Annotated in this window: 31 protein-coding genes; 27 read left to right on the top strand and 4 right to left on the bottom strand. The window is 48.0% G+C overall.

The genetic code is table 11. The annotated features are described in order from the left end of the window. Positions 1–79: 79 nt before the first annotated feature. From aroQ to HP567_RS15275, 6 genes are all read left to right on the top strand, one after another. Entirely contained in the window at positions 80–520 is a 441-nt protein-coding gene (aroQ, locus tag HP567_RS15250; RefSeq protein ID WP_173609618.1) for a type II 3-dehydroquinate dehydratase, read from the top strand. A 28-nt stretch (positions 521–548) separates the two neighbouring features. After that, on the top strand, positions 549–1,619 hold the full coding sequence (locus HP567_RS15255; RefSeq protein ID WP_173609617.1) for a M24 family metallopeptidase: 1,071 nt from the start codon (positions 549–551) through the stop codon (positions 1,617–1,619). A gap of 41 nt (positions 1,620–1,660) precedes the next feature. Beyond that, positions 1,661–2,218 (top strand): elongation factor P, encoded by a 558-nt coding sequence (efp, locus tag HP567_RS15260; protein WP_047068830.1) that lies wholly within the window; start codon positions 1,661–1,663, stop codon positions 2,216–2,218. A gap of 141 nt (positions 2,219–2,359) precedes the next feature. Then, entirely contained in the window at positions 2,360–3,214 is an 855-nt protein-coding gene (gene ant(6) / locus HP567_RS15265; protein ID WP_173609616.1) for an aminoglycoside 6-adenylyltransferase, read from the top strand. Between the two features lie 284 nt (positions 3,215–3,498). Next, a complete protein-coding gene (locus HP567_RS15270) occupies positions 3,499–4,068 on the top strand; it encodes an RNA polymerase sigma factor (RefSeq protein ID WP_064199881.1) in 570 nt (189 codons plus the stop codon). Beyond that, on the top strand, positions 4,049–5,740 hold the full coding sequence (locus HP567_RS15275; RefSeq protein ID WP_173609615.1) for a DUF4179 domain-containing protein: 1,692 nt from the start codon (positions 4,049–4,051) through the stop codon (positions 5,738–5,740). The genes HP567_RS15270 and HP567_RS15275 overlap by 20 nt, the downstream gene beginning before the upstream one ends. A 52-nt stretch (positions 5,741–5,792) precedes the next feature. On the opposite strand, the gene HP567_RS15280 is transcribed toward HP567_RS15275, so the two are convergent. Genes HP567_RS15280 through HP567_RS15290 form a run of 3 tightly spaced genes read right to left on the bottom strand, consistent with a single transcriptional unit; the run spans position 5,793 to position 7,819 of the window. Further along, positions 5,793–6,254, bottom strand: coding sequence for a DUF441 domain-containing protein (locus HP567_RS15280; RefSeq protein ID WP_047068835.1), 462 nt, complete (start codon positions 6,252–6,254; stop codon positions 5,793–5,795). A 36-nt stretch (positions 6,255–6,290) separates the two neighbouring features. Beyond that, positions 6,291–7,007, bottom strand: coding sequence for a 2-phosphosulfolactate phosphatase (locus HP567_RS15285; RefSeq protein ID WP_173609614.1), 717 nt, complete (start codon positions 7,005–7,007; stop codon positions 6,291–6,293). Beyond that, complete coding sequence (locus HP567_RS15290) at positions 6,998–7,819, bottom strand: phosphosulfolactate synthase (protein WP_173609613.1); 822 nt, start codon at positions 7,817–7,819, stop codon at positions 6,998–7,000. Before HP567_RS15290 ends, HP567_RS15285 begins: the two co-directional genes overlap by 10 nt. A gap of 150 nt (positions 7,820–7,969) precedes the next feature. Between HP567_RS15290 and HP567_RS15295 the strand changes: the two genes are divergently transcribed. The 21 genes from HP567_RS15295 to HP567_RS15395 all read left to right on the top strand — a co-directional run bounded on the left by HP567_RS15295 (position 7,970) and on the right by HP567_RS15395 (position 22,832). After that, positions 7,970–8,233 (top strand): YqhV family protein, encoded by a 264-nt coding sequence (locus HP567_RS15295; protein WP_007725730.1) that lies wholly within the window; start codon positions 7,970–7,972, stop codon positions 8,231–8,233. Positions 8,234–8,311: 78 nt separating this feature from the next. Next, positions 8,312–8,791 carry a CD1247 N-terminal domain-containing protein gene (locus tag HP567_RS15300; RefSeq protein WP_173609612.1) on the top strand — a complete coding sequence of 160 codons (480 nt, stop codon included), beginning with the start codon at positions 8,312–8,314 and terminating at the stop codon, positions 8,789–8,791. A gap of 138 nt (positions 8,792–8,929) precedes the next feature. Next, positions 8,930–9,892, top strand: a complete 963-nt coding sequence (spoIIIAA, locus tag HP567_RS15305) for a stage III sporulation protein AA (RefSeq protein ID WP_173609611.1) — start codon at positions 8,930–8,932, stop codon at positions 9,890–9,892. Then, positions 9,880–10,398: a stage III sporulation protein SpoIIIAB gene (spoIIIAB, locus tag HP567_RS15310; protein WP_012686020.1), complete on the top strand. Its 519-nt coding sequence runs from the start codon at positions 9,880–9,882 to the stop codon at positions 10,396–10,398. The genes spoIIIAA and spoIIIAB overlap by 13 nt, the downstream gene beginning before the upstream one ends. A gap of 16 nt (positions 10,399–10,414) precedes the next feature. Continuing rightward, on the top strand, positions 10,415–10,618 hold the full coding sequence (spoIIIAC, locus tag HP567_RS15315) for a stage III sporulation protein AC (protein ID WP_007725726.1): 204 nt from the start codon (positions 10,415–10,417) through the stop codon (positions 10,616–10,618). Positions 10,619–10,631: 13 nt separating this feature from the next. Further along, the gene (gene spoIIIAD, locus HP567_RS15320) at positions 10,632–11,021 is read left to right on the top strand and encodes a stage III sporulation protein AD (protein WP_005827266.1); all 390 of its coding nucleotides are present in this window, start codon (positions 10,632–10,634) and stop codon (positions 11,019–11,021) included. 16 nt (positions 11,022–11,037) lie between these two features. Continuing rightward, positions 11,038–12,234, top strand: coding sequence for a stage III sporulation protein AE (gene spoIIIAE, locus HP567_RS15325; RefSeq protein ID WP_173609610.1), 1,197 nt, complete (start codon positions 11,038–11,040; stop codon positions 12,232–12,234). A gap of 8 nt (positions 12,235–12,242) precedes the next feature. Beyond that, a complete protein-coding gene (gene spoIIIAF, locus HP567_RS15330; RefSeq protein ID WP_173609609.1) occupies positions 12,243–12,920 on the top strand; it encodes a stage III sporulation protein AF in 678 nt (225 codons plus the stop codon). Positions 12,921–12,950: 30 nt separating this feature from the next. Beyond that, positions 12,951–13,646 carry a stage III sporulation protein AG gene (gene spoIIIAG, locus HP567_RS15335; RefSeq protein ID WP_173609608.1) on the top strand — a complete coding sequence of 232 codons (696 nt, stop codon included), beginning with the start codon at positions 12,951–12,953 and terminating at the stop codon, positions 13,644–13,646. 13 nt (positions 13,647–13,659) lie between these two features. Beyond that, positions 13,660–14,334 (top strand): SpoIIIAH-like family protein, encoded by a 675-nt coding sequence (locus tag HP567_RS15340; protein ID WP_173609607.1) that lies wholly within the window; start codon positions 13,660–13,662, stop codon positions 14,332–14,334. A 207-nt stretch (positions 14,335–14,541) separates the two neighbouring features. Next, a complete protein-coding gene (accB, locus tag HP567_RS15345) occupies positions 14,542–15,042 on the top strand; it encodes an acetyl-CoA carboxylase biotin carboxyl carrier protein (RefSeq protein WP_173609839.1) in 501 nt (166 codons plus the stop codon). A 16-nt stretch (positions 15,043–15,058) separates the two neighbouring features. Beyond that, positions 15,059–16,414, top strand: a complete 1,356-nt coding sequence (gene accC / locus HP567_RS15350) for an acetyl-CoA carboxylase biotin carboxylase subunit (protein WP_173609606.1) — start codon at positions 15,059–15,061, stop codon at positions 16,412–16,414. Positions 16,415–16,483: 69 nt separating this feature from the next. Then, positions 16,484–16,900, top strand: coding sequence for an Asp23/Gls24 family envelope stress response protein (locus HP567_RS15355; RefSeq protein ID WP_012686027.1), 417 nt, complete (start codon positions 16,484–16,486; stop codon positions 16,898–16,900). Between the two features lie 153 nt (positions 16,901–17,053). Next, a complete protein-coding gene (gene amaP / locus HP567_RS15360) occupies positions 17,054–17,611 on the top strand; it encodes an alkaline shock response membrane anchor protein AmaP (protein ID WP_173609605.1) in 558 nt (185 codons plus the stop codon). 12 nt (positions 17,612–17,623) lie between these two features. After that, a complete protein-coding gene (locus tag HP567_RS15365; protein ID WP_012686029.1) occupies positions 17,624–17,836 on the top strand; it encodes a DUF2273 domain-containing protein in 213 nt (70 codons plus the stop codon). A gap of 47 nt (positions 17,837–17,883) precedes the next feature. Beyond that, positions 17,884–18,288 carry a transcription antitermination factor NusB gene (gene nusB, locus HP567_RS15370; protein WP_088907127.1) on the top strand — a complete coding sequence of 135 codons (405 nt, stop codon included), beginning with the start codon at positions 17,884–17,886 and terminating at the stop codon, positions 18,286–18,288. Between the two features lie 18 nt (positions 18,289–18,306). Then, positions 18,307–19,269, top strand: coding sequence for an O-sialoglycoprotein endopeptidase (locus HP567_RS15375; RefSeq protein WP_173609604.1), 963 nt, complete (start codon positions 18,307–18,309; stop codon positions 19,267–19,269). An 88-nt stretch (positions 19,270–19,357) separates the two neighbouring features. After that, entirely contained in the window at positions 19,358–20,212 is an 855-nt protein-coding gene (gene folD / locus HP567_RS15380) for a bifunctional methylenetetrahydrofolate dehydrogenase/methenyltetrahydrofolate cyclohydrolase FolD (RefSeq protein ID WP_173609603.1), read from the top strand. Between the two features lie 115 nt (positions 20,213–20,327). Next, complete coding sequence (gene xseA / locus HP567_RS15385; RefSeq protein ID WP_173609602.1) at positions 20,328–21,710, top strand: exodeoxyribonuclease VII large subunit; 1,383 nt, start codon at positions 20,328–20,330, stop codon at positions 21,708–21,710. Next, positions 21,679–21,933: an exodeoxyribonuclease VII small subunit gene (gene xseB, locus HP567_RS15390; protein WP_048032540.1), complete on the top strand. Its 255-nt coding sequence runs from the start codon at positions 21,679–21,681 to the stop codon at positions 21,931–21,933. Before xseA ends, xseB begins: the two co-directional genes overlap by 32 nt. Next, positions 21,930–22,832 (top strand): polyprenyl synthetase family protein, encoded by a 903-nt coding sequence (locus HP567_RS15395; protein ID WP_173609601.1) that lies wholly within the window; start codon positions 21,930–21,932, stop codon positions 22,830–22,832. The genes xseB and HP567_RS15395 overlap by 4 nt, the downstream gene beginning before the upstream one ends. A 52-nt stretch (positions 22,833–22,884) precedes the next feature. Here HP567_RS15395 and HP567_RS15400 read toward each other — a convergent pair whose 3' ends face one another. Further along, positions 22,885–24,579 (bottom strand): M3 family oligoendopeptidase, encoded by a 1,695-nt coding sequence (locus HP567_RS15400; protein ID WP_173609600.1) that lies wholly within the window; start codon positions 24,577–24,579, stop codon positions 22,885–22,887. Positions 24,580–24,584 lie beyond the last annotated feature (5 nt).

Genomic DNA, 24,584 nt, shown 5'->3' on the forward strand with positions numbered 1-24,584 from the left:
TTGTCTGCTTTGGATTCAGAACGGCTTGTGGTAAAATGTTTCATTAATAAAAAAACTTTTATGGGAAGAGGGATGGTCGATGACTTCCGTCTTGTTACTGAACGGGCCCAACCTGAATTTATTGGGGACAAGGGAACCGGATGTTTACGGAAGGGAAACGCTGGAGGATGTGGTGACAACCTTGAAGGGTGTCATGGATGAGTTGGGTGGAAAGCTTGAGCATCTCCAATCGAATCACGAAGGTGTCCTCATCGACGCGATTCATCAGGCGAGAGGCGTCCATGACGGCATCTTGATCAATCCAGGGGCATTCACCCATTACAGCTATGCGATCCGAGACGCATTGGCTAGCGTGGCTCTGCCGACGATTGAAGTACATATTTCCAATATTCATGCACGGGAACCATTTCGACATCACTCGGTCATCGCACCAATCGCGATTGGACAAGTTGTCGGGTTGGGGATCGATGGATATGAATGGGCGTTACGAGCGCTCGTCCGTAAAATTGAAAAAAAATAAAAGCTTTCAAAAAGGGGAAAAGGCTGCCATGAAACAACGTCTGGATAAATTGCGCGAAGCACTTGCACAAGTGGGAGCAGAGGCGTTTATTACCGAAAAAGCAGAGAATCGCTTCTACTTGAGTGGTTTCACCGGATCAACGGGATGGGTAATTGTCACTGAAACAGAGGCGTTTCTCGTCACTGACTTCCGCTATGTGGAACAAGCGCAAGAACAAGCACCTGATTTTACGGTGGTAAATAACGAGAGAAAAGCTGTTGAAGCGATGGCAAAGCTCCTGCAAGAAAAAGGGATCAAGCGTTTGGCATTCGAGAGCAGCGTGTCCTTTGGCACCTATCAGGAATGGAACAAAGGGTTTGACGGAGTAGAGCTGGTGTCAACAAGCGGACTGCTTGAAAAAATCCGCATGTTTAAAGACGAATCCGAGATGGTTATCATTCGTGAAGCAGTTCGCATCGCGGAAGCAGCATTTACGCATATTCAAGGGTACATCAAGCCAGGTGTGTGTGAATCCGATGTTGCCTTGGAATTGGAATACTTCATGCGCAAGCAAGGAGCGTCAGGCTCTGCATTTGATATGATCGTAGCCTCAGGTGTGCGCGGTGCTCTGCCACATGGACGTGCGTCCGGGAAAGTGATTCAGGCAGGGGAAATGGTTACGCTCGACTTTGGTGCTGCATATCAGGGCTATCATTCTGATATCACACGCACGTTGTCTGTGGGAGAGCCAGACCCGAAAATGCGTGAAATCTACGAAATCGTTTTGCGAGCCCAGCTCGCAGGTTTAGAAGCACTGAAGCCAGGTGTCTCCGCAAAAGACGCTGACGCAGCAACAAGAAATATCATCACAGCAGCAGGCTATGGTGACGCATATGGACATAGCGCGGGTCATGGTCTCGGACTGGAAGTTCACGAGCTGCCAGGGCTGTCGACTGTAAGTACGTTCGTATTGGAGCCAGGTATGCTCGTAACGATGGAGCCAGGCATTTACGTCACAGGACTTGGTGGCGTTCGGATCGAAGACGATGTGTGGATTACAGCTGACGGTCATGAGAACCTGAACAAGTCCACGAAAGAGTTGCTCATTTTGCCTGTGTAATTTATACTTATTCTGTTATTGATTGATTTGGGAGGACTACCATGATCTCTGTAAACGATTTTCGTACCGGTTTGACAATCGAAGTGGATGGCAATATTTATACCGTGCTAGAATTCCAACACGTAAAACCAGGTAAAGGTGCGGCTTTCGTTCGCTCCAAACTGCGCAACCTGCGTAACGGCAACACGACGGAAATGACTTTCCGTGGCGGTGAAAAAGTTAACCCTGCCCGCATCGAATCCAGCACCATGCAATACCTGTATGCGAGCGGAGACGAGTACACTTTCATGAATACCGAGACTTATGAGCAAATGACGTTCACCCGCAACCAAATCGAGCGTGAACTGCGTTTCCTCAAGGAAAACATGAACGTGCAAATCATGCAGTACAACGGCGAAACAATCGGTATTCAATTGCCAAATACGGTTGAACTCGTTGTAACAGAATGTGAGCCAGGTGTAAAAGGTGACACTGCTTCCAACGTAACAAAGAAAGCAACCTTGGAAACTGGTTTCGTAGTAAACGTTCCTCTCTTCGTAGAAGAAGGAGAGCGTTTGATCATCGATACTCGTACGGAAGCATACGTTTCCCGCGCGTAAAAGTACAGATTACAAGAAAAAGCTGTGCCCATATGGGTGCAGCTTTTTTTATTTCCTTCTCCGATTGAAGTGGTATTGTAAAAATTATGCAATTGCACTACATTAATTGTACGAAGAAATAGAAAGTGGAGGGGGATGGCTTTGAGAACGGAACAAGAAATGATGAGCATGCTGATTGATTTCGCTAAAAAGGATGATCGAATCCGCTTGGTAACATTGGAAGGGTCACGCACGAACAGAAATATACCCGCTGATCCATTCCAAGATTATGATATTTCATATTTTGTAACTGAAATGGATTCATTCAAGGAAAATGATGAATGGCTCGATGCTTTTGGGAATCGGATTATGATGCAAAAACCAGAGGATATGGAGCTTTTTCCGTCCGAGCTAGGAAATTGGTTTTCCTATCTGATGCTATTTGAGGATGGGAATAAAGTAGATCTCACACTGATTCCGATAGACGAGACGGAGCAGTATTTCGCAGATAGCGACGGCCTTATTGAGGTTTTGCTGGATAAGGACGAGCTTATCCAACACGATGTGCTCCCTTCCGATCACCAATATTGGATCAAGAAACCAACTGCTAAAGAGTTTGACGACTGCTGCAACGAATTTTGGATGGTCTCTACTTACGTTGTCAAAGGTTTGGCGAGAAAAGAAATCCTGTTTGCGATTGACCATCTCAACGAAATCGCCCGACCGAATTTGCTCCGCATGATGGCTTGGCAAATCGGATGTGAGAAAGGGTTTACCTTTAGTGTCGGTAAAAACTACAAATTTATCGATCGCTATCTTCCAAAAGAAGATTGGGAAGCGCTACTATCCAGCTATAACGAAAACGGCTACCCGCAGATGTGGGAATCGTTATTCATGTGCTACGCGCTATTTCGAAAGTACTCCAAAGCGGTGGCAGATAGTCTCGGATATCCGTATCCAGATTACGATGAAGCCATTACCAAGTACGCGGAAAATATCTACCATTCGTGGAAGTGATGGATGGAACTCAACCGCCTTTTATCAAGGGCGGTTTTCTTATGTTGTGTAGATCGCTCGACGGTCCCCTTTTTGAAGTGTAGCCGGCCAGTGAATCCCTCAGGTATGGCGTGTCAGAGTCGAAGAGAACTGTGCTTTTTCTTCTCCTCCACCATGTTGACTCAAACTTTTTTAAAAAATGTAATCATTTTTGGAAAGAAAATACAAAATGATCCGTTAATCCATATGAAGCCTGCCAAAACGAACGCTGCGCAGCGAACTTTTTTGAAATGGGAGGATTTCCTTTGCAGGATGATTGGTTGCTCATACAACAGGTACAAAAAGGGAATCGGGATGCCTACGCGCACCTGGTCGACAAGTACAAAGAACGATTATACAGCTATCTTTATCGAATGACGGGACAGCAGCAGGATGCTCAAGACCTGACACAAGAGGCTTTCATCAAAGCGTACTGTCAGCTGGATAAGTATAAGCCGACAGATGCTTTTTTGGCCTGGCTGTATCGGATTGCGTCCAACTTGTGTATAGACGCGTGGCGCAAGAACAAGCACTACGCCAAAACACCTTTGGAAGAGACAAGACTGATTGAATCTGATACACCCGAAAAAGCGTATTTGGAAAAAGAAAAGCAAGATACTTTGCAGCAGCAAATCATGGCGTTGGGGGAAGAATACCGCGTTGTGTTTATGCTGAAATACTTGGAACAGATGAGCTACAAAGAGATTAGCGAAATTTTGCATGTTCCGGTTACAACTGTACAAATGCGTATCCATCACGCCAAGAAAAAGCTCCGGGCTAGTATCGCGCAAGAAATGTCAGGAGGTGCTGCTATCTATGAATTGCTCCAAAACTGAAGAGTTGCGCAAGTATTTGACTGGTGAGCTATCTGCAGGTGAAGCTAGACTGCTGGAAGGACATGTCGAAGAGTGCCTGCTCTGTCAGCGGCAGATGATGGAGGAAGAAGATAGCAGCGAGGAGTTTCCCAGCCTGCACGTTCCAAGCGCGTTACCCGCAGATTTTACTGCCCAGGTGATGTCGGCGTTGGAGCACGTCAAGTTGCCGAAACCAAAACCAAATTGGAAAAAAAGGAGTGTAAACATTTTGAAGAAAACCGCGTTAGCAGTAGCGAGTGTCACGGCAATTATTACGTTTGGGTCCATGGTGTCTCCGACTTTTGCGAGCTACGTAAACAGTGTCATCCAATCCATACAAGGCATCGACCAAGGAATGAAGCAGGCAGCAGAGAAGGGTTATGTCCAGGAGATCAATAAAAAGGTGACGGATCAAGGAATTACACTGATTGTAAAAGAAGTGGTTGCGGATCCGGCTCGGATGGCGATCATTGCAAATATCGTGGATCAAAATGGCAAGCGTATCCCGTTTGATATGGAAAAAAACGCATTGTCCCTTACTTACAAAACCAAGTCAGGTGAAGACCTGAATCCTGGTGGAGGGGGTTATTCCTACGGTGAAGAAGGAGAGTATCTTGTCGTCAACCATGATATTTTCCGATTCCTGAAAGATAGCAAGTCATTACCGGATGAGATGGTCGTCGGTGTCGAAGCAACCATGTTAGGTGGGAAAGAAGGTAGCTGGAAGGTAGAGTTTCCAGTTGATATGAAAAAGGCAAGGGCAGTGGCAAGCTACACCGAGATAGGTCAAAAATATATGACTCCACATGGAATCGAGATCATGTTGCAAAACATTATGACGGTACCGAGCACAAGTATGATCGAGTTGGAAATAGACTGGACAAAAGAAAGAGAAGAACAAATCCAAAAATGGAAAGAGCAAAACGGTTGGGTTGTAAAAGAGCCAAAAACAGGTGCATTCACAGAAGCCGAGAGGATGGAGAGGTATTTCATCGACCTGGGAGTAGCATTCCAAATAATTGATGAAAAAGGGAATGTGGTAGCAGGATGGGACGATGCGTTGCATGAAGAGCTTAACCAAATTCGAAAGAACAACGTAGAGCACTCGTACCGTGGAAAAGTGCATGATGACGGCAAAGGAGTTACGAAATGGAATGGGATAACTCCACTGGAAAAGGATCAAACGTACAAATTAAAAATGCATTCTCTGTACCTGTATGAGCCAGCGAAGTTTCAGGCAACCATCCCGGTGGATACCCTGTTAAAGGATAAGGTGACAGTGACGAACAGTGACAGTACCTATACCTTTACGGGCTTTACCTTAAAAACGACGGAGGGAGAAGAAAAAATCGGGAATGAGACCTATTTTGGAAAAGGTGCACTGATCTCGTTCTCGGCCATCCTTCCAGAAGGGATTGTTGACACGAGCGAATGGTCAGCGAAGGATGAATCTAAACAAAATTACAAGGTCTCCCGCAGCGGAACCTATAAGCGAGATAAGGATGGGCGCGTGCACGTAGAAGGAACATTCTTCATCCGCGACCTTGAAAAACAACCGAAAGAATTAAAGCTGTCCCACGCTATTCAGCAGCGGCAATACCAAGACCTCAACTGGGAAGTTCCGTTTGAGACGTCCAATAACGCCAAACGATAAAACAACATAGTCAAATCCCCCTCTGTCATGTATAAGAGGGGGATTTCGTTTTTTATTTGCTTCCAAACCACTCCCACAGCTTCAACACAAAGGCAGTAATGCCCGCAGCCATCAAAGGCCCGACGGGAATGCCCCGGAAAAACACAATGCCAATAATCGAGCCAATGACAAGTCCGACAATCATATGTGGCTCTGAGCGCAATAAATCGAGTCCTTTTCCATTCATCCAGGTAGCAATGGCCCCACCAGCCAGTGCGGTTAAGCCGACGACCGTAGTGAAAAGAGGCGTGACGTCTTTCCATGATATTTTTTCGCTGGCGAATGGAACCAGTACGGAAATGGTCAAAAAGAGCAGTCCGAGCTCCAATCCGCGCCGTTCTACTGTTGGGAAAAAACGCTCCAGTGCCGTTAGCTTCAACACCAACAATATACTTGCGGCAGTCGCAATAATCGGTGAGCGCCCAATAAGACCGATAACGATTAGGATGACCAGCATCACTTCTCCAGACATCATTGGCATCAAAACCCCTGTCCCTGTTCTCCTTTCACATTATGAGACAAGGTGTGGGAGTATGCGTTTCTCCTTGATATAAGGAACGATTTGATACTGATCCACTTGAGCGCAGTACCGTATATCGCTTGCGAGATGGTGCTGAATGAGCCTTTTTCCTGTTGTTGTGTGGGGTAAAAGCTCGCTCAGTTTTCCAGCGTAATAAAGATAGCTCGCTTTGAGCACTTCACCCAGATCACAAATTTGGATGCTCGGCAACGATTGTTGTGCCTGTGCAATCATCAAGCCGGCAGCTAGACCGTCTTCCATAGCGAATTCCGACCGGGTACCGGCACAGTACAGCGTAATATCGAGATGATACGAAAGAGCGTGCCGCATGCATGCAGTGGCATTCAAGAAGCAGCCAATCAAGAGAGCAGAGGCGCGTTCTGCTTTTTGGATCGCGCGAGTCCCGTTCGTCGTGGTGAGAATAAGCTGGCTCCCCGTTTTCCCTAGTGCTGCGATTTCAGTTGGCGAGTTGTTGCAATCGAATTCGGGGATTTTTTTACAGTGACGTTCACCGGCCAAAATACAGTCGCTAGTGCGGAGGGAGTTCGCTTGCCCAATGGTTTCGACCGGGATGACGCTGCGAAATCCATTACCTAATGCGGTGACAATCGTACTGGAGGCACGAAGCACATCAATGACGATGACTACATGATTGCTGATCTGTTCAAAACGTATTTCTTCCACGGTCGGCACCACTTCTATTCGCACGGATAACACCTCCCTGATTCCATGAGTAGGGCTGTATCGCCGCGCAATCCTCGCCGTAGCGTCTCCAAAGAGAATACATCTGTATAGGCAATGTTTCCGAGATTCACGTCGCTGCCAATGGCCTTGATGAAGCTGACCTGTTGATCTTTTTGTGGTGCTTCCCAGATCAGGCGAGTTGCCTTTTCTTTGGCCGCCGTGACAATGTCCAAAACGAAGGAATCGTCAATCTTGCCATCTCCGTCACACACACCGACAGTCCCGCTTTCTCTCGCTTCCACAATAACGTGACTGGCACCATTGTGCAGGTCAAAGCTCAGGGTCTCCAGCAATTCTTCTCGACATGCGCGATACTCGGCCGTTTTTTTCCCGACCTCTGTATAGACCACCAGATCATTGTCTAAGGCGTAATTGATGGCTTCCTGACGCTGTGCAAAGGATAGAGGGAATGTTCCATCGGATATTTCTACCGCAGAAAAACCGAGTGAGCGAATCAGCTTCATATAATCTGCAATTGTATTGTGGCGAATGGCGATTTCAAAAAAAGTTCCTCCTGGCATGATGTGTACGCCATATTGTTTTGCAAGCATCAATTTTTGGCTGAGTATTTCGAGGGGGTACAGAGCGATGGTGCCAAAACCGAGTTTGTATAGATCGATATAGGGAGCAGCCAGCGCTAACAAGTCGGAATAAGCGGTAAGTCCAAGGCCTTTGTCAATGACCATGGTTAAGCCCTTCACACGAGGCTTCTCTCGTATTTGCCCGGACGGGTTTGCCCAGCTATCAGGTAAAAAAGATTGATCACACTCTACCATCGGCAAGTTCCTCATTTCTTCTAGGCGTATGGTTCAGTGTATGCCCAGTGAAGGGGAGGAGTGAGGGCAAAAGCCTATAGAGATGATTCAAAAAGTGCTGAAATGATGTGGTACAGGCATAGAGTGAAACGGAGGGGAGGACGAGACGGTATGTTGGAAAAAGCAATTATGGGTATGGCGGCACTTCGGGTCTTTTCAGGCAGTATCGAGATCATTGCAGCTTTGCTCATTTTGAAAGTGAACCAGGTCGAAAAAGCTCTGCTCATTAATTCAGGTCTGGCGATTGTCGGGCCAATTATCTTGATCACCACCACGACTATCGGATTATTAGGGATGTCGGACCGGGTTAGCTTTGCCAAAATAGCTTGGATTCTGGTGGGAATCTCCTGCATTTTGATTGGCGTCCGCAAATAGCTACCATTTCCTTCCACTGGTAAATGCCATCACCATGGGGAATTATATGTGGGAGAGATTGGATGGGAGGGAATGTGGATGCCAGAATCATTGGCGAATCGAATCGCATACTTGCAAGGGTTGGCAGATGGGCTGGATGTAGGTGAGAAAAGCTCCGAAGGAAAAATTATGGTAGAGATGATTGAGATTCTAAATGAGGTGGAGGGCCAACTGCGAGAGCTTCACGCGCGAGTGGAAGAGGCAGAGGATTATGTGGAGGCCTTGGATGAAGACTTGGAGGACATTGAGCTCTACCTATTTGAAGATGATGATGACCTCTACGAAACCGTTGTCGATTGTGAGGATGATGACGACGAGTATGCGACCTTCTACGATTTGGATGATGATGAAGACGCACAACTGTACGAAGGACAAGTAGATCCCCATCTCGATACGACTTATGAGTTCGCATGCCCTAGCTGCCAAAAAGAAATCTACTTGCACGAGGGCAAAGATGAGGAAGGCTTCAGACACTATATAATAGAGCCGGTGGATAACAAGAAAACGGATAATCGATGATTCCGATAGGAAAAGCTTGCACTCGCGTTCTAGCATGAGAGCAAGCTATTTTTTTTGCATAAATCTCGTCCACCTCTGCATAGGATGGAGGTAAGTCAAAGTGGACAAAGGCAGAATGCTGCAAAAGGAGGGTACCTGATGAATGAGATCTTGGCGATTTTGCCAGCAACTTTACGCACGATTTTGACGGCCCTTCCTATCGCTGTAAGAGAGAATCTGGAAGAGATTCGGCTTCGGCAAAACCAGCCGCTGGAAGTCCGGTTTGGCCAGCAATCCAGCTATGTGACATCGTCGGGACAAATCACCTCGATACCCGCACAAGGATGGCTGTTTTCGGCAGAAGAGGCAGGAAAGCTCTTAAACCAGGTCAGCCAGCATTCTCTCTATGCCTTGGAAGAAGAGTTGAAAAGGGGTTACATCACGGTGGTTGGCGGTCATCGCATTGGCATTGCGGGGAAAGTGGTGCTGGACAAAGGTGAAGTGAAGGGAATCAGAGATGTGACCAGCTTCAACATCCGGATTGCCCGCGAGAAAAAAGGCGCGGCCAAGAAGGTCATGCCGTATTTGTTTGAGGATGGCAAATTGCAAAACACGCTGCTCATCTCCCCACCCCAATGCGGGAAGACAACCTTGTTGCGTGATATCGCACGAACCATCAGCTACGGGAGTGAGTGGTCTTCAAGTCGCAAGGTAGGAATTGTGGACGAGCGTTCCGAGTTGGCGGGATGCTTGCAAGGAGTTCCTCAACGAGACGTCGGTCCGCGAACGGATGTGCTGGACGCTTGCCCAAAGGCAGTAGGGATGATGATGCTGATTCGCTCCATGTCTCCTGATGTTCTGATTGTGGACGAGGTGGGAAGAGCGGAGGATGGTGACGCAGTCTGGGAAGCGATTCATGCAGGTGTAGCCGTCATTTGCTCGGCGCATGGAGCGAGCGTAAAGGAAGTGGCTGAACGCCCCATGCTGGGCAAGCTGATTCGATATGGAGCCTTTTCCCGCTACATCGTACTCAGCCGGGCAAAAGGTGTCGGAACGATCCAGGCCATCTACGATCAAAGCATGAACCTGGTTGAAAGGGAGAAGGTTGCATGGTCAAGCTGATGGGAGCCGTACTCATCCTGTTCTCGGCGTCGATGGTTGGTTGGCAGATCGGTAAGTATTACGCGAATCGTCCCGTTCAGCTTCGGGCTCTACTCGTTGCTCTGCAAATGCTCGAAACGGAAATCGTGTTCGGGATGACTCCATTACAGCGAGCGTTTGTGAAGGTCGGTCATCGCGTTTCCGAAGAGGTGGGGAAAGTATTTCTTCTGGCAGCTGAATTCCTGCAGACAGAAAAGGCGCATTCGGCTGAGGAAGCGTTGCAACAAGCCATGAACAGACTCTGGACCCAAACCGCCTTGCGCAGACAAGAACGAGAGGTGCTTGAGAGTCTAGGTCAGGTACTCGGATCATCCGATCGGGAAGACCAGCAAAAGCATTTGCGCCTGGCTGTCACCCACCTGCGAGGGTTGGAAGAGGAGGCTCGTGCAGAACAGGAAAAGTACGAAAAAATGTACAAGAGTTTGGGCTTTTTAGGTGGACTCTTGGTCGTCATCCTGATGTTCTAAAGGCGAGGTGTTCACAGTGGATTTTGATTTGACACCTGTTTTCCAGATAGGAGCAGTAGGGTTCATTACAGCCATCCTGCATACGGTCCTGAAGCAGGCGGGCAAGGAAGATATTGCGCATTGGGCAACTCTGGTTGGATTCATCATTGTCCTTTACATGGTGTCCCATTACATCGGCGATTTGTTCTCCGAAGTAAAACGCGTCTTCCTGTTCAACTGAGGAGGGGCTCCAGATGGAGATTGTACAAATTGTCGGACTAGGACTGGTGGCTACGATTCTCGCGCTAGTCATTAAGGAGCAGAAGCCGATGTTCGCCTTTTTGCTGGCGATCGCGAGCGGAGTCATCATCTTTTACTTTCTCGTCGGAAAAATAGCAGAGGTCATTCGGATTTTGGAAAGATTGGCGGTTCAAGCAGATTTGAACCTTGTGTTTCTGGAAACGATTCTAAAAATCATCGGAATTGCCTACATTGCTGAATTCGGTGCGCAGATGACCCGAGATGCTGGACAAGGTGCGATTGCTTCGAAAATCGAGCTCGCTGGAAAAGTTCTCATACTGGTTATGGCTGTACCGATCATCCAAATCATTATCGAAACAGTGATCGACTTGTTACCGGCATAAGGGAGGTGGGATGTCCATGGCACATACTTGCAAGCTGATCCTGTTCTGGTTCCTGCTATTTGCCTTGTTTCCAGTAGCGGTGTCAGCTACAACGACACCCGCTGTGGCACCCGGAGCCGGTCCGATCAATCAAATCGTGCAACAACAGGTCGATCACTTGCAGCTAGACCGAGTCGAACAGTATTGGAAACAGTTGCAGCGCGACTATAAAGGGTACTTGCCTGATTTGAAATCGGAAGGCTTTATCCAAATCCTCATGCAGCAAGGTGACTTTAGTATTTCAGGAGTCCTGCAAGGAATGGGCAAGTTCATCTTTCATGAGATTTTGATGAATGGCAAGCTGCTCAGCTCCATCATTATCATTACAGTCTTCGCGATGATTCTCGAAACGATGCAGAACGCCTTTGAACGCAATGCGGTATCGACAGTGGCGTACTCGATTACGTATCTCGTCTTGATGGTACTTGCGATCAACAGCTTTCATGTCGCCATTACCTATGCAAAAGACGCAATCGCGAACATGTCTGATTTCATGCTGGCCATGATCCCGCTCGTCATCGCTCTGCTCGCTTCGGTAGGCAATCTGGCATCCGCCACAATGTTTCACCCGTTGATTATCTTCATGATCAACACCAGCGGCATGATGATCTCTTATGTCGTATTCCCGCTTCTGTTTCTCTCGGCGATGCTCTCTATCGTCAGCCTGTTTTCAGAGAGGTACAAAGTCACGCAGTTAGCGACCTTGCTGCGCAATATTGCAATGGGTGTCCTTGGCTCGTTTCTGACGATCTTTCTCGCCATCATTTCCATACAAGGAGCCACTTCAGCTGTTGCGGACGGGGTCACGCTCCGAACAGCGAAATACATCACGGGCAATTTCATCCCGATAGTAGGTCGTGTGTTCTCCGATGCGGCAGATACTGTACTCAATGCCTCGCTACTGGTCAAAAATGCCGTGGGCTTGGCGGGAGTTTTGATCCTGATCATGCTATGCGCGTTTCCGGCTTTGAAGATACTGGTACTGGCTCTGATCTACAATCTGTCATCTGCCGTACTCCAACCGCTTGGAAACAGCCCAATCATCAGTGCGTTAGGTACGATTGGGAAAAGTCTTTTGTTCGTCTTCGCTGCTTTGTCAACGGTCGGCCTGATGTTCTTTCTGGCGATTACGATCATTATTGCGGCGGGCAACATCTCCATGATGGTTCGGTAGGTGATGAGATGACGTGGTTAACCCTGTGGTTGAAAAAAATTATCCTGCTCGTCCTTTTGGCTGCCTTCCTCGATCTGATCTTGCCCAATACGACACTGCAACGCTACGTAAAAATGGTGATGGGCTTGATTCTCTTGCTGACAATCATTTCTCCTGTGTTCAGTCTGTTCAGCCTCTCGCAGGAAGATTTGGCCTTTCGTCTGGATCGATACCAGCAAGAGCTGAACAAGCCTGCTTCGGCAGAGTGGAAACGCATCACTGACAAGCTGCTCGGTCAACAAAACCAACAGATGACCGCTTACGTCCAGTCACAGGTAGCGTCCTCAGTAAAAGCGAGTGTCAAAGAGCAGTACGGCGTAACTGTCGAAGATGTCACGATTACCGTCAATCAGCAAAATCCAGAACAGCCAACCCTTGAGCGAATCGAGCTGGTAGTCGGTGACGCAAACAAGGAAGAGCAAAAAGGGCAGAGCACGATTGAGCCGATTAAACCTGTCCAACCTGTTGAGATTACGATTGGCAACCCCATTGAAATACAACCGGATCCCAAACCAGATATTGCAGCAACAGCTCATCATGACAACCCACTTTATGCGCAAATCACAAACGACGTCGCCAAAGAGTGGGGGCTCTCGAGAAGTCAGGTCGTCATCAAAGACGAATCGAGAGAAAGAGAGAAACAGTAGCGGATACAGTCAGGAAGCGAGGTGAAAACAATGAACCAATTGTGGGAAAAGCTGAAAAGTCTGTTTATGAAGCAGCAAGGTGAGACGATGCAGGAAGAAAAGAAAATCGTAGTAGGAAGCAAGGGGAAAAACCAAAAACTAAAGCCGCTGCATTATTTCATCGTCATATTGGGAATTGGCGTAGCCATCATGATTCTGACGGATTTCCTCAGAGTGGAAAAAGACCAGCCACTCGGATTTGGAGATATAGGGAGTGAGGCGCCAGGTCCTTCTGGAGGCGATACAACTTCCCAGGTGTTGGGGGGATCACCGACAACCGATGTCATTGCCGAATATGAAAACATTTACGAGACACAGCTTCGCGATATCCTAGCTTCTGTTGTCGGCGTCGGTGAAGTAGAGGTCATGGTCAATCTGGAATCAACACCAGAGCTGGTTGTGGAAAAAAACCGCAACATTCGTTCTTCAACCAATCAGGAAATGGACAAAGAAAAGGCAACCCGCAATCAAAATGACCAGTCACGAGATGAGCAGGTTGTCATTGTGCAAGGCGGCAAGCAAGATGCCCCCGTTATTGTGAAGACGCTGAAGCCGAAAGTCCGCGGGGTCCTAGTAGTTGCAAAAGGGGCCGATAACATCCAGGTTAAAGCGTGGATCACTGAAGCCGTTCAAAAGGTTTTGGATGTTCCCGCTTATAAAATATCCATTTTGCCCAAAAAAGGGTAGGAGGTAATGGCGAATGATTCTGCGAAAGCAAACGGTTTGGTTGTTGACAATGCTTGCTGTCATGGTTGTGCTCTCTGGATATTACTTGGTGAAGGGACCGCAAGAACAGGTCCCAACATCAGGACAAGAGCAAGCCGTTCAGAAGCAAGAGCAAATTTCCGGAGTGGTTGTTGAATCCAAGCAAGTAGATCACGCCCCACAAGCAACGCCTGTCGATCAAGCTCCGAAGACAACTCCGGTAGACGAAAAAACTGGCACGAAGGAAGCGAAAACGCCTGCTTCGCCAGATGCAAAACCAGCAGCATCGAACACAGTCGTCCCGGTAGCAGAAACGGCAAGTGAAATTTTCCAAGGCTACAAGATGAAACGCGAAGCCATGCTGGCGCAACAAAAAGACGAACAGCTAGCGATCGTAAACAGCACGGATTCCTCTCCGCAGGCAGTAGCTGAAGCGATGGCCAAGTTTGAAGAACTATCCAATATGGAAAGTGCTACCATGACTGCAGAAGAAATGCTCAAGGCGAGTGGTTATCAGGATGCGGTCGTTACTGTCCAAAATGAAAAGGCGACAGTCATAGTACAAAAAGATAAATTGAGCGCAACCGAGGTTGTGGAAATCATTGCAAACGTGAAGCAGCACTTGAATATTCCGGCGACAAACATTAACGTACAATATAAGTCTTCCTAATCAAGCTACGGTACTTTCTCGTTATAAGGAACAGGAGAAACGGGCATGATGGTAAGGATTTTCTCGCTTCTGTTGGAAAAGAAGCGGGGAAATCCTTTCTTGACGTGGTTTAGGCAACAGGCTACCATGGATTTATGGTTTGCCAAAAGGATACATACTGGACTCCACGAACCTCTATTGAAAGAAAAGAAGGAGTGCTTGTTCGTAATGAAAATGCATGAGATCCGTGAAATTATTAAGTTAATTGATCAATCATCCATTCAAGAATTTAACTTGGAAACAGAAGGTGCCAAGGTGTCTCTGAAAAAATCCAATGGTACGGAAACGATTGTCGTCACGCAACCAGCGGTTCAAGCTCCTGTTGCAGCACCAGTAGCACATATCCCGGCTCAGCCAGTTGTCGCAGCAGCACCAGTCGCAGCAGAAGCTCCGAAAGCAGCAGCTGTACAAGCATCGGATGACGCAAATCTCCACAAGATTGTATCTCCAATGGTAGGGACTTTCTATAGCGCACCAGAACCAGGCAAGCCGCCTTACGTACAAGCTGGTGACAAAGTGACAGCGAGCAAAGTCGTTTGCATCGTGGAAGCAATGAAACTCTTTAACGAAATCGAAGCAGAAGTAAGCGGAGAAATCGTGAAAGTGCTCGTAGAAGACGGCCAATTGGTTGAGTATGGCCAAGCATTGTTTTTGGTGAAGCCAGAATAAGGTGGGGGAGAGCGGAATGTTTCAAAAAGTATTGATTGCCAATCGCGGGGAGATTGCCGTGCGTATTATCCGGGCATGCCGCGAGCTGGGCATTCGTACGGTCGCCGTCTACTCCGAAGCGGATCGTGAAGCGCTTCATGTGAAGCTGGCCGACGAAGCCTACTGTATTGGTCCCAAGGCATCCAAGGAAAGCTATTTGAATATAGCTAACATCATGAGTGTAGCGACCAAGGTAGGGGCAGACGCCATCCATCCTGGTTATGGCTTCTTGGCAGAAAACGCCGATTTTGCCGAGATTTGTGCCGCATGCAACATTACCTTCATCGGTCCAGACCCAGAAGCAATTGTGAAGATGGGGGACAAGTCCACAGCGAAGGATACGATGAAAACGGCAGGTGTGCCTACTGTACCAGGTACGGAAGGGCTGATCGAAGATGTGGCTGACGCTGTCGTCACAGCAAACGAGATCGGCTATCCTGTCATGGTCAAAGCGACAGCGGGTGGCGGCGGACGTGGAATGCGCGTAGCTGTAGACGACGAGGATTTGGAAAAAGCGATCCGTCAGGCGCAAAATGAAGCAAAAACGGCTTTTGGCAATCCAGGTGTTTACTTGGAGAAGTTCGTGGAAGGTCCACGCCATGTGGAAATTCAAATCATGGCAGACAAGCATGGCAATGCCGTATACCTGGGTGAGCGCGACTGCTCTATCCAACGTCGTCACCAAAAGCTGATCGAGGAAGCGCCATCGCCAGCACTGAGTGAAGAGCTGCGCCGTCAAATGGGTGAAGCTGCTGTTGCGGCGGCAAAAGCCGTTTCCTATCACGGTGCGGGCACTGTCGAGTTTTTGCTGGACAAACATGGAAAGTTCTACTTCATGGAAATGAATACACGTATTCAGGTAGAACATCCGGTAACCGAGCTGGTGACTGGCTTTGATCTGATCAAAGAGCAGCTGACCGTAGCGGCAGGCCAACCATTGTCCTTTACGCAAGAGGATATCAAAATGGATGGTTGGGCTATTGAATGCCGTATTAATGCTGAGAATCCTGCAAAAAACTTCATGCCTTCGCCAGGTCGTATCACGGAATATTTGGCGCCAGGCGGCTTTGGTGTGCGCGTAGACAGTGCAGCGTATGCGGGATATTCCATTCCGCCATACTACGACTCTATGATCGCCAAGCTGATTGTGTGGGGCAAGGATCGTAACGAAGCGATTGACCGTATGAAGCGTGCTTTGGACGAATTCGTCGTAGAGGGTATTACGACAACGATTCCGTTCCATTTGAAGGTATTGGATCATGAGGTATTTGTCAGCGGGCATTTCGATACGAAATTCTTGGAAACCTACGACTTGAAACTGGATGAAGAGTAAGTAGGGCTGATTTGTAAAAATACGGTGTGCTTGGTATAATGAATTACAAATTAGAGGGAGGTGCGAAGCATGGAAGAGTTTACTCCAGACTTAGATAGAACAGAACTTGGTAAGGTCCAGATCGCTCCCGAAGTGTTGGAAGTGATCGCCGGCATGGCTGCGTCCGAAGTAGAAGGTGTGGCACAAATGAGCGGCGGTTTCGTAGGAGAAATAGCTGAACGTTTAGGCCGTAAAAATATAGCACGTGGTGTGCGTGTAGAGGTTGGCTCCCGCGAAGCGGCGGTGGATGTTTCGATTATTGTCAAATACGGACATCGCATCCCGGAAGTCGCTCGAAATATTCAAGATAGTGTACGCAATGCGATTGAGAGCATGACAGGTCTTTCTGTAGTGGAAGTAAACGTACATATCGTTGATGTTGAGTTGAAAGCAGAAGAAAAAGTACCGGCACCAGTACCGGTTGAAGAACACCAGCGCGTGCGCTAACAAGCAGCGGATGGATGCCCCCTACGAACAGGGGGCATTTTCCTCATTTGAAAACATTGATTTTGTTTAGGTTTTGAGCGTAAATTCATGGAGTTTTCCGGAGCGTGCCGTGTTTGTCTCCTTTTTCAAACATGGCTGAAAGGAGAGGTGCTTGTGAACTTGTTTGACCGCTTTATCTTGACGATTTACAGCTTTGCGCTCATTGTTTTGTCCTGCATCGCGATAGCAGCTACCAGCGGGTTGATCCCGCAAGATTTTTTCCGTCCATATGTGGATCAGATGCTGGCGGGTACGAACATCACCTATCTCATTGTCGCAATCATTTTCCTCGTAGTCAGCCTTCGCTTCTTTTTCAGTTCTTTCCGCTCTAACAAGCCTAAAGTAGAACGGGGAATCCGTCAGCGCAGTGATTTGGGTGAGGTCAACATTACGATTCAGACGATCCAGACCATTGCGGAGCGTGCAGCCCGCCGAGTGAAAGGCGTGCGCGATATGAAAACGACAGTAAAAGCACTCGAGAGCGGCAATATTATCACCCTGCGTGTTTCGGTAGATGGAGAAACGCCATTGCCCGAACTGACACAGAAGCTACAGGCGGACGTGAAGGAGCAAGTCGAGGGGATTGCTGGTGTTGTCATTTCTGAGGTGGCCATTGTCGTGACGGAAGTAGCTCAGCAGGAAAACTACGCGGCTCGTAAACGTGTGGAATAGAAGGTGAAGTAAATGATGCGGGAGTTAATGTGGGAACACAAGGGGAAGCTAATGGGGGTTTTTGCCGGACTTTTTTTAGGCATCATCTACCTTCTCGTGGGATTTTGGGATACACTGGTTTTTGTTGTGTTTGTCGGGACGGGTTATTATATTGGACGCAAGCTCGATCATAAAGAAGACTTGCGCGAAATACTCGACAAGATTTTGCCAGGCAAGTTTCGGTGACATAAAGAAAGTCCGAGCTCATTTTAATTAGTAGGTGAATGAATGGTATGAAACGAAGAACAGCACGAGAAAAAGTAGTCCAATGTCTTTTCCAAATCGATATGGCAGAGGTTCCGTTAACTGATGCGGTTGCCCTCGTCATGGAAGAATCCGAGGAAAATGCACAGTATTTGCGTTATCTCCTCGATGGTGTATTGAAAAACTTGACCGAGATTGATTCAGAAATCAAGAAGTATCTGCGTGGATGGCAATTGGAACGCATCGCCAATGTAGATCGCGCTATTCTTCGTCTGGCTTTTTACGAGATCATGTTTGAGCAAGACACACCAGACAAAGTCGTGATGAACGAAGCGATTGAGATCGCGAAGCTCTTTAGCGACGAGCAGTCCCACCGGTACATAAACGGTGTGTTGTCGAGCTTCTTGCAATCACGTGAAACCAAGCAGGCGTAATAGGTAGGAGATACAAGCATGAGTAAGGTAATGTTGGGAATCGACACGAGCAATTACCGGACATCACTGTGCTTGGCTGAGGAAGACGGCCGAATTGTCGCAGAAGCAAAACGCCTTCTGAAAGTAAAGGAGGGCAAGCGCGGACTGCAACAATCCGAAGCCGTCTTTCAGCATGTGATGAACCTGCCGGAATTAAGTGAAGAGATGAAGTGGAAGGACTACGAGATCGCAGCGATTTGTGTGAGCGAGAAGCCGCGTCCGCAAGACGGATCGTATATGCCTGTTTTTAAGGTAGGAGAGGGCTTGGCGAAATCGTTGGCGACTTATTTGCGCGTTCCTCTGCACTTGACGACTCATCAAGAGGGACATATCGCGGCAGGGGAATACTCCGCTGAGGTACGGCCGACAGAAGACCGCTTTTTGGCTGTACATTTGTCTGGAGGTACCAGCGAGTTGCTGCTGTGTGAGCGTCATGCAGCCGGTTATGCCATTGAGAAAATCGGTGGGACGATTGATCTGCACGCAGGTCAACTGGTCGATCGGATTGGTGTGGCACTCGGTCTGTCCTTTCCTGCAGGTCCCGCGTTGGAGCAGTTAGCAAAGGGAGCAACAGGAGCGTTTCGGATTTCTTCGGCAGTTGACGGTCTTTCCTTTAGTTTCTCTGGTCCAGAAGCATCGCTTTTGCGGGAAGTGGAGAAGGGGAGTACAAGTCCTGCTGAGATTGCGCGAGCGACAGAACAATGTATTGCCAATACACTAGAGAAGTCATTGCGCCATGCAGTAGAGCAAGGTTACCCGAAGGACATCTTGATTGTCGGCGGAGTAGCTGCTAATTATTACATACGTGAGCGGCTGATCAAACGACTTGAACACCCTGCCGTTAAGGCGAAGCTGTACTTCTGTGACCCCGTTTACTCCGGTGATAATGCCTATGGAGTCGCTATGTTGGGGTGGATGAAGCAAAAGGCGAACGTTAAATAAATGAAAACTTTTTATAATTCGGCTTTACAGCTGAGGGGGAAATCGGTACACTTAACGTATCGACGTTAATAAAGGAGGCATTTTCTCCATGGCTGCAACCATTCTCCAGGGAAAAGAAGTAGCACAGAGTATTCGGACCGAATTGGCGAACGAAGTAGCTGAATTGAAAAAGCAAGGGATCGTACCGGGTTTGACCGTTGTTATTGTTGGAGACGACCCAGCTTCACACTCATATGTACGGGGGAAGGCAAAAGGCTGCGAGGAAGTCGGTATTTCATCCGAGATCATTATGAAGGACGCTGACATCACAGAGGAAGAATTGTTGGTGATCATTCAACAGTTAAACGAAAACCCGAACGTTCATGGGATTTTAGTTCAGCTTCCTCTTCCCGCTCATATTTCAGAGCATGCGGTCATTGAAGCCATTGCTCCAGAAAAAGATGTGGACGGTTTCCATCCGATTAGCATAGGAAACATGGTATTGGGAAATGAGACGATGCTTCCTTGCACACCGCACGGGATTATTGAATTGATCAAGCGCACAGGCACTCCGATGGCAGGCAAGCATGCAGTGGTGATTGGACGCAGCAACATCGTTGGTAAGCCGGTCTCATTGCTGTTGCAACAGGAAAATGCTACGGTAACCATGTGTCATTCTCGCACACAAAATCTCGAGGAATACGCTCAAAAGGCAGACATCCTCGTCGTAGCAACCGGAAGGGCTCATATGATCGGTAAAGAGCATGTTAAACCGGGCGCTGTCGTCATTGATGTTGGTGTGAATCGCATCGAATCAGGTAAGCTGGTTGGAGATGTCAAGTTCGACGAGGTCAAAGAAGTGGCTAGCTTTATCACCCCGGTTCCTGGCGGCGTTGGTCCGATGACGATTACGATGCTGTTGAAAAATACCGTTGCGGCTGCGAAAAAGCAAGCAAAACAATAGAAGAAAATCGGCAACTTATTATAGAATGGATAAGGCATAAGCTTTATCCATTCTTTTGCATAGTCCTTGTTGCATGCACGGCAAAGCCAAGTTTTTTTTGTAAAGGAGGGGCCGCATGGCATCACAAGATATCTTATCCGTCAGTGATCTCAATCGCTATATTAAGTTGGTGCTGGAAAAGGAACCCCACCTTCAAGATATATGGGTGAGAGGGGAAATCTCCAATTTTACCCATCATTCCAGCGGCCATATGTATTTCACGCTAAAGGACAAGCAGTCACGCATCAAAGTCGTCATGTTTGCGAGTTATAACCGCTTCCTGCGTTTCTTGCCCAAAGAAGGAGCCAAAGCGATTGTACGAGGGTCTATTTCTGCATACGAACGGGATGGTGCATATCAGTTTTACGCTAAAGAGATGCAGCCAGACGGAATTGGCTCGCTTTACTTAGCATTTGAGCAGTTAAAAGAAAAATTGGCTCAAGAAGGGTTGTTTGCAGCGGAGAGGAAGCGGATGCTCCCGCGTTTTCCCAAACGTGTCGGTGTCGTCACTTCTCCGACAGGAGCTGCTATCCGAGATATTTGCACGACAATTCGCAGACGTTATCCGCAAGCAGAGATCGTACTATCACCAGCCGTTGTCCAAGGTGCGGATGCACCTGCATCGATTGTTTCCGCTATTCGGATCATGAACGATCAGCCTGACATTGATGTTCTCATTGTAGGGCGCGGTGGTGGTTCCATCGAGGAGTTGTGGGCGTTTAATGATGAAAACGTAGCGAGAGCAATTGCTGCATCACTCATCCCCGTCATCTCTGCTGTAGGACACGAGACGGATGTGACGATCGCCGATTTCGTAGCAGATGTACGGGCAGCAACACCGACAGCCGCAGCCGAATTGGCTGTACCGCATTATTTGGAGTGGGTGGAAAGAGTACGGCAGCTCGAAATACGGATGCATCGAGCAGTGCGTGGTACCATGACAGAGCAGAGAAGCCGCTTGACACGCTTGAGCAATTCGTATGCGATGCGCCAACCGGAGCGGAGGCTGGAGGAAGCCGCAGAACGATTGGATCGGGCACATTTGCGGATGCGTCAATCGATGAAGCACTTGCTGGACAGAAGACGCGAACGCTATACGCGATTAGACGAACAGATCAAGCGATATCGCCTCGCTGATCAAATCGGGGATAAAAGAAAAAATCTGTCTAAACTCCGCTCCACTTTGGACGAACGGATGCTGGGCCGTCTTAATCAAAAAAGAATGGCATTTGCAGCTCGCATAGCGACACTGGAAGCACTGAGCCCGCTGAAGGTCATGCAGCGTGGATTCTCACTCGTATACACCAATGACAGACTCGTGAAATCGGTGGAACAGTTTGCCCCTGGCGACGAGATCATGGTACGATTAAGTGATGGCAGTGCGACTGCGCGAGTGGAAAAAGTGAATCGGGAGGAGGAGAAGCAGAGTGGCTCGCAAGAAAACAGAACAAGAGACTGATATGCAGTTCGAGGACGCGATGAAACGCCTGGAAGAAGTCGTCAATCGACTTGAGGAAGGAGATATACCTCTCGAAGAAGCGATTACTCTATATCAAGAAGGAGTAACTCTTTCCAGAATTTGTGGCCAAAAGCTGGATGCAATCGAAGCGAAGATTACCCAGTTGGTGGAAGAAGACGGACAGGTAAAGCAGAAGGCTTTTCGTGTGGAAGGAGAATCATGATCGGCGTGCATACATTCGAGAGTTATTTAGTGGAGAAGACCGCCTATATAGAACAAAGACTCCTGCCAGCTCTTGAGAAGCAAGGAGTTCCGGAAAACTTGTACGAATCCATGAAGTATTCGCTCATGGCAGGCGGAAAAAGGTTGCGTCCCATGTTGGTTTTGGCGGTCCTCGAAGCACTGGACAAGCCGATTGAACGGGGTGTGGCATTTGCGGCTGCCTTGGAAATGATACATACGTACTCTTTGATTCACGATGATCTCCCTGCGATGGACGACGATGATCTTCGTCGCGGAAAACCGACCAATCACAAAGTATTCGGTGAAGCAACAGCCATTCTCGCTGGAGATGCCTTACTGACGAGGGCGTTCGCTTACATTGCAGAAGCTTACATGGATCGGGCTGATGTTTCAGCGGCTACTACCGTAAAACTGATTGCGGAGCTGGGAAAACGTGCAGGAGCAACTGGCATGGTCGGCGGACAGATGGCTGATATCGAAGGAGAGAGCAAGCGTCTTAACCTGGATCAGCTCGAATTTATCCATCGTCACAAAACGGGTGATCTCTTAATCGCAGCCTTGCGCGGGGGAGGCTATCTCGCAGAAGCATCCGAAGGCCAAATGGAAGCATTGACGCGCTATGGAGTTTGCATTGGGCTTGCTTTTCAAATTCAGGATGACATCTTGAATGTGGAAGGGGATGCCCAAGAGCTGGGGAAAGCAGTTGGCAGCGATGCAGATCGGGAAAAGGCGACATATCCATCGCTTCTTGGTCTAGCCGAATCGAAGGTGCGTCTTGATGAATTGATTGCGGAGGCAAAAGCAGCGCTTTCAGATGCGGGAATCGAAAATTCTGCACTCAGTCCTTTGGCGGACTACGTGCGTGATCGCAATAAATAAGGGAAAGCTGGCAACCCATGCGGGAAATGCCAGCTTTTTTCGTACCTGCCTATTACAAGCTTTTATCGTCAATGCTATTTAAAAATTGTTCAATCTCGCCAATCACCGATGGAAGGCAGTCGTCCTCAAATGGAGAATAAAGCTTCGCCACCTGTACCAGCTCGAGGAACGATTTGCTTCCGCCTTCGCGGCAAAGCGTCAAATAATCCTCCCAAGCTTGTTTTGGCTCTGATTGTGACCGTTTCCAAAATTGGAACGCACAAATCTGGGCCAGTGTGTAGTCGATGTAATAGAACGGACTTTGAAAAATATGCGATTGCTGCTGCCAGAACCCACCCTCCTCGAGATACTCGTTCTGCGCGTAATTGCGATGCGGGAGGTACTTGCGCTCAATTTCACGCCAAGCCTTTTTACGCTCTGACGGAGTCATATCTGGATTCTCGTAAACAACATGCTGGAACTCATCAACAGACACGCCATACGGAATGAACTGGAGTCCGCTACTGAGATGAGAGAATTTGTATTTGTCGGTATCTTCCTTGAAAAAATGCTCCATCCATGGCCACGTCAAAAACTCCATGCTCATTGAATGTATTTCACATGCCTCATAGGTTGGGAAATGATATTCAGGTACGTCAAAATCTCGGCTTACATACACCTGAAACGCATGTCCTGCCTCGTGCGTGAGTACGTCGATATCACCGGATGTACCATTAAAGTTGGCGAAAATAAAGGGGAGCCTGTATTGGCTGATGTATTCACAGTAGCCGCCAGTAGCCTTTCCTTTTTTGCTCAATAGATCTAAACAGTCATTATCCAGCATGAAGTTGTAAAACTCATCCGTTTCAGGTGACAACTCGGCATACATCTTTTTCCCGTTTTCCACAATCCATTCCGGCGGGCCTTTCGGGCTGGGATTCCCTGTAGCAAAATCAAAGGAAAGATCGTAATACTCAAGTGTATCGACACCAATGCGTTGTCGCTGACGTTCGACGAGCTTTGACGCTACGGGAACGATGTGATCGAGCACTTGCCGGCGGAAACTGGCTACCATTTCTGCATTGTAATCGGTACGGTTCATGCGTGCATAGCCTAGCTCCACAAAGCTATTGAAACCGAGTTTTTTGGCAATGCGTGTGCGTACCTTGACGAGCTGATCGTAGATGCGATCAAATTCATCCGTATGTTGCTGCATAAAATCATACTTCGCTTCATTAGCGCGCTTGCGCATGTCTCTATCCTTCGCAATTGTAAAAGGAATCATCTCGGAAAGGTTTCGCTCTTCTCCATCAAACATGATTTTGGCAGAAGCTTTCAGTGCGACATATTGACTGGCCAAACGGTTTTCTTCCTGCAAATCAGAGATGACTTCCGGCGAAAATGTACGGAGTGTGCTCTCTGCGATGCGAAAAAGCTGTGCACCCCATTTTTCTTCCAATTCAGCGCGGAAGGAAGAATCGACAATCGCCTGATAGTAGCGGGAAACGATTCCCGTATACAGAGGAGTTGCTTCATCCCAATAGTCTTGTTCCGCTTTGTAGAAAGGATCTTCTGTATTGATCGTGTGGCGGATTTGTGCGACATGCCGCGCAGATTCCACTTCTTGTCGCAGTTTGTTCAATTGAGCCATGATCGCATCCTGCTCAGAGAAGCTTGCAGCATGTTGAAACGCTTCCAATAATTGCGTGAATTGTCCTTCAACTTTGTCCATATCCATGCGCTCATACTGAATTTGTGAGAACTTCACGGACG

This window comes from Brevibacillus sp. M2.1A (assembly GCF_013284355.2).
GTDB lineage: Bacteria > Bacillota > Bacilli > Brevibacillales > Brevibacillaceae > Brevibacillus.